4 protein-coding genes are annotated in these 4,308 nt (G+C 42.6%); 3 read left to right on the top strand and 1 reads right to left on the bottom strand.

Annotated elements, in window-relative coordinates; all coding sequences use genetic code 11:
* On the bottom strand, window positions 1-705 hold a 705-nt coding region (locus tag JHC35_RS08460; protein WP_295044190.1), incomplete at its 3' end, for a TolC family protein.
* Between the two features lie 93 nt (window positions 706-798).
* Here JHC35_RS08460 and JHC35_RS08455 point away from each other — a divergent pair.
* From JHC35_RS08455 to JHC35_RS08445, 3 genes are all read left to right on the top strand, one after another.
* Entirely contained in the window at window positions 799-1,956 is a 1,158-nt protein-coding gene (locus tag JHC35_RS08455; protein WP_295044187.1) for an HlyD family efflux transporter periplasmic adaptor subunit, read from the top strand.
* A gap of 14 nt (window positions 1,957-1,970) precedes the next feature.
* A complete protein-coding gene (locus JHC35_RS08450) occupies window positions 1,971-3,587 on the top strand; it encodes an ATP-binding cassette domain-containing protein (protein ID WP_295044184.1) in 1,617 nt (538 codons plus the stop codon).
* On the top strand, window positions 3,584-4,308 hold a 725-nt coding region (locus JHC35_RS08445; protein WP_295044182.1), incomplete at its 3' end, for an ABC transporter permease. The genes JHC35_RS08450 and JHC35_RS08445, both read left to right, overlap by 4 nt.

Raw genomic sequence — 4,308 nt, 5'->3', positions numbered from 1 at the left:
CAATGCTCGGGCTAAAATGTAGTTTTCATCTGGAATAGGCAGTGTATTTGTTGAGATGTTAGCCGAATCGATTTTTACACCGGTAAGATAGCTGAGTTGATTTAGTGCTTGAGATTTGCTGTTTTGGCTCTCTATAATCTGCGCATCGATTTCAAACTTTTTGGCTTCAATTGCGTACAGTTCGGCAGGAGATAGTAAACCGTTATCGTAAAACCCTTTGGCTTTCGCATAAGAATCATTGATCGCATTTTTAGCCTCTTCTTGTGCTGCAATTATCTCATCGGCAGCGGAAACGGCACTGTAGAGCTTTGTCGCGTTTATCAAGAGGTTTCGTTTGAGATCGGCAACTTCCAAGGTAGCTTTTTCATGGGAAAGTTTTACTTTTTCAATAGAGGAACTAATGGCAAAACCAGTGAAGAGAGGGTAAGTCAGCGTAAGTGAGCCTTCTGTATGCTTTTTGGTCCCCATCGGGAGTTTCATCGACCCAAATGTGACGGTAGGGGTGTCGTGGAATTCAATAGCACTGATACTAGCATCCAATGTCGGCAAGTTTTTTCCCTCGGCCGCTCGATAGCTCTCAAACGCTGCTGTCTCTAACTGATGTGCACTTTGGAGTGTCAAAGAATGATCCAGATCTGATATAACTTCCCAATAGCTCTGAGCCCATATCCATGTAGGGAAAATAAAAATAAGCAATCGTTTCACATGAAATCCTTGTTTGGTTTGACTCTAAAAAAAGGATATTATAGCTACACTACATTATAACTGCAAAAATGATGAATTGGAGAGATGGTTAGTATGTTTCAGATTGCTAAAAAATATTGGCTGGGTGTTGCTGTTGCAGTCCTTTTCAGCTTTGCCGTAGTGTTGATTTACCTCAAACTTCATACTAAAGAACTTCCTGAAAATCTGGTGCAGGGGAGCGGGCGAATCGACGGTGATTTGATTAATATGAACGCAAAATATCCCGGCCGTATTTCTCAAATGAATATTTTCGAGGGAGAAGCGATACAAAAAGGTGCTGTTATCGCAACGATCGACAGTGCGGAGCAAAAAGCTCAAAAAGCCCAGATCGATGCCCAGATAGAAGCACAGACGCAACAGCTGGCTGCAAGAGAGATTGAACTCTCAATCGCGCAAAAAAGTATCCCAGAATCTCTGGTCAAGGCCAAAGCAAACAACTCTATCAAAACTGCACAGCGAGATGAACTCGATAAACTGATCAGTACCCAAAAAAATCTTGTAACTCAGGATCAACGGGATACTGAGCGCTTGAATAATCTTTTTACCAATCGTCTGATCGAAAAACATCAGTTGGAAATGGCTCAGTTGAAACTCCAAAGTGATAAAAATCAACTTTCCTCGTTAATGGACAAACGTGAACAGCTCAATAGTGCTATTGATATAACCCAAAGTGATCAGGTTGAAGCATCCGCATCGCAACAGAAAATTGCTGTTTTGCGTGAAGGGATCAAAGCCTTAGAATCGGGGATAAAAGCTTTGAAGGCTTCTCAAACACAGATCAGTGCTGTCCTGTCTGAAATGGAGCTTCATTCTCCAGTGGACGGATTTGTGATGGAAAAGATTGCCAATAACGGCGAAGTAATCGGCTCAGGGATGGCAGGTGCGACCTTGATTGATCCTAAAAGCCTTTATCTAAAAATCTTTGTCGACACGCTACAAAACGGGAAAATCAAAATCGGTGATCCGGCGGTAATCTTTTTAGATTCCAATCCTGATCGGGCGATTGAGGCTAAAGTGGTGCGCATAGAGCAAAAAGCAGAATTTACCCCAAAAGAGGTGAGTGTAGCGAGTGACCGTATCCAGAGGGTATTTGCCGTACATCTTCAACCTCTGAAAGTTGATCCTCTTTTGAAATTAGGAATTCCGGCAGTGGGAGTTATCTCATTGGATGGTAAAGGACTGCCTACGAGCTTGCATGCAGTACCTGAGTAAAACGGATACAGACGATGGGAATGTTGAAGATTGAGAGGGTAAGTGTCACCCATAACAAACGGTTTGCGATCAAAGACGCTTCTTTAAGCGTCAACGAAGGTGAAATTATCGGTTTCATCGGAGCCGACGGAGCTGGTAAAAGTTCACTGATGCACGCCATTGCGGGAGTTATCCGATTTGAGGGAGAAATTACTTTTCAAAATAATATTTACCACTCTCCTGTCGAAGCTGAAAAGCTCAAATCTCAAATAGGGCTTATGCCTCAGGGAATCGGATTGGTTCTATATGATCTTCTCACGGTTGAAGAACATCTCAATTTTTTTGCCAATATTCGGAATATCAAGCAGGATGATCATTTCAATGAGTACAAAAATAGACTGCTTCGTATGGCAGGTCTGGATAAATTTGTCGACAGAAGAGCTGGCAATCTAAGCGGCGGGATGATGCAAAAACTCTCTCTAATTTGTATGCTTCTTCATCGTCCTAAATTGCTACTATTGGATGAGCCGACAACGGGGGTCGATCCGCTGAGCCGAATTGAGTTATGGGAAATCCTCGATCAAATACGGCGTGATGAAGGAACCATAGTTTTGGTTAATACCGCGTATATGCAAGAAGCAGCACAAATGGATAGGGTGTTGCTGTTTGATAACGGAGAGATCATTGCACAAGGAAGTGCGAAAGAATTGATTGATTCAGTGCGTGATATGACGTATGCGTTGACCCCTTCTTCGAGCCTCCATTCGATGAGTACGCTTGATACAACCTATTCGCTGGAATCGCTTTTGGCTGAACACATCGAACCTACGCTAGAAGCTTTATTCTTTGTCAATGCACTTAAAAAAAACCGCCTTCTCCCTTCGGTTGAAATTACACCCCGTGACAAAGATGGCTCTTTTGCTTCGGTGGTTATGGAAGCTGAGGGATTAACAAAAGTATTTGGTGATTTCATAGCCAATGATGGGGTTGACCTCCGATTGTGTCGAGGAGAAATTTTGGGATTACTCGGTGCCAACGGAGCCGGAAAAACGACTTTTATTAAAATGCTCTTAGGACTTTTACCGATTGACGGGGGAGAATTGAGTTTACTCTCAAAGCGGATAGAAACAGCACAAGACCGACAGGCACTCAAAAGTTCCATTGGGTATGTCTCTCAACATTTTGCCCTCTATAACGACATGACAGTCAGAGAAAATCTTATCTATTTTGCTTCAATGCACCAAATACCGATGGATACTGCGCTCAAACGAATAGCCCGTTATGCAGCAGAACTCGGCTTTGAGGAGTATATGGATGCTATGCCTACAGAACTTCCATTAGGGATAAATCAGCGATTTTCGCTTGCGGCCGCACTGCTGCATGAACCAGTTATATTGTTTTTAGATGAGCCGACATCGGGAGTTGATGCGATAGCGCGAGCCCAGTTTTGGCAGCTATTAGTAGCACTCAAAGAGAAATGGAAAATTGCGATTTTGATTACGACGCATTACATGAGCGAAGCGGAATTCTGTGATCGAATCATCCTTATGCGCGATGGACGTAAAGTTGCAGACGATACGATTTCTAATCTATATGCGGCACATCCGAAGGCTCAGACATTTGAAGAGATATTTTTGGAGTACTACCGATGAAAGTCAGAATGCTCAAAGCCTACATTCAAAAAGAGATGAGTGAACTTCTGCGTTCACGGCTTATTGTCATGGTATATCTTTTACCTACTATGATTTTGCTCCTTTTTGGTTATGGAATTCGGATGGAAGTAACGCATGCGAGGATCGCAATTATCGATAACGATCAAAGCCGTCTTTCAAATCTATTGGTAAGCAAGTTTGAACACTCCAAATATTTCAATACGACATCAACCGTTATGGATGAGGCAGAGGCTCTAAGAAAGATTAAGCAAGCCCAGAGCGATGCAATTATTATAATCCCCACATCGTTTGAAAAACGGCTTCTAAAAGGTCAAACGACACAAATCGGAGTTTATGTCGATGCCGCTTTTCCAAGTCGCGGATCGACAATGGAAAGTTATGTAAAAGGTGTTGTTCTCGATGCCGCGGCAGGTTTGATACACACAGGGACAAAAGGTTCAATCATCATCAACCAACGAACATTATTTAATCAAGCTATGAGAGATGAAGATGCGATTGTTCCGGGTCTGATCGGATTGGTTTTGCTCGTCGCCCCGGCAATTATTGCCGCACTGCTCATCGTTAAAGAGAAAGAGAGGGGGACAATTTTTAATTTTTATGCCTCTCCTCTTACAAAAGCGGAGTTTATAGCCGCCAAACTGATACCGGTTTTTTTACTCCATTCGCTTAATATTTTTATCCTTTTATTGTGGGCTCTGTA

Origin of the sequence: Sulfuricurvum sp., assembly GCF_022759005.1 — a bacterium.
Classification (GTDB): domain Bacteria; phylum Campylobacterota; class Campylobacteria; order Campylobacterales; family Sulfurimonadaceae; genus Sulfuricurvum.
Note: the sequence above shows the minus strand (reverse complement) of the source record. Positions and strands in the feature narration are given on the sequence as shown.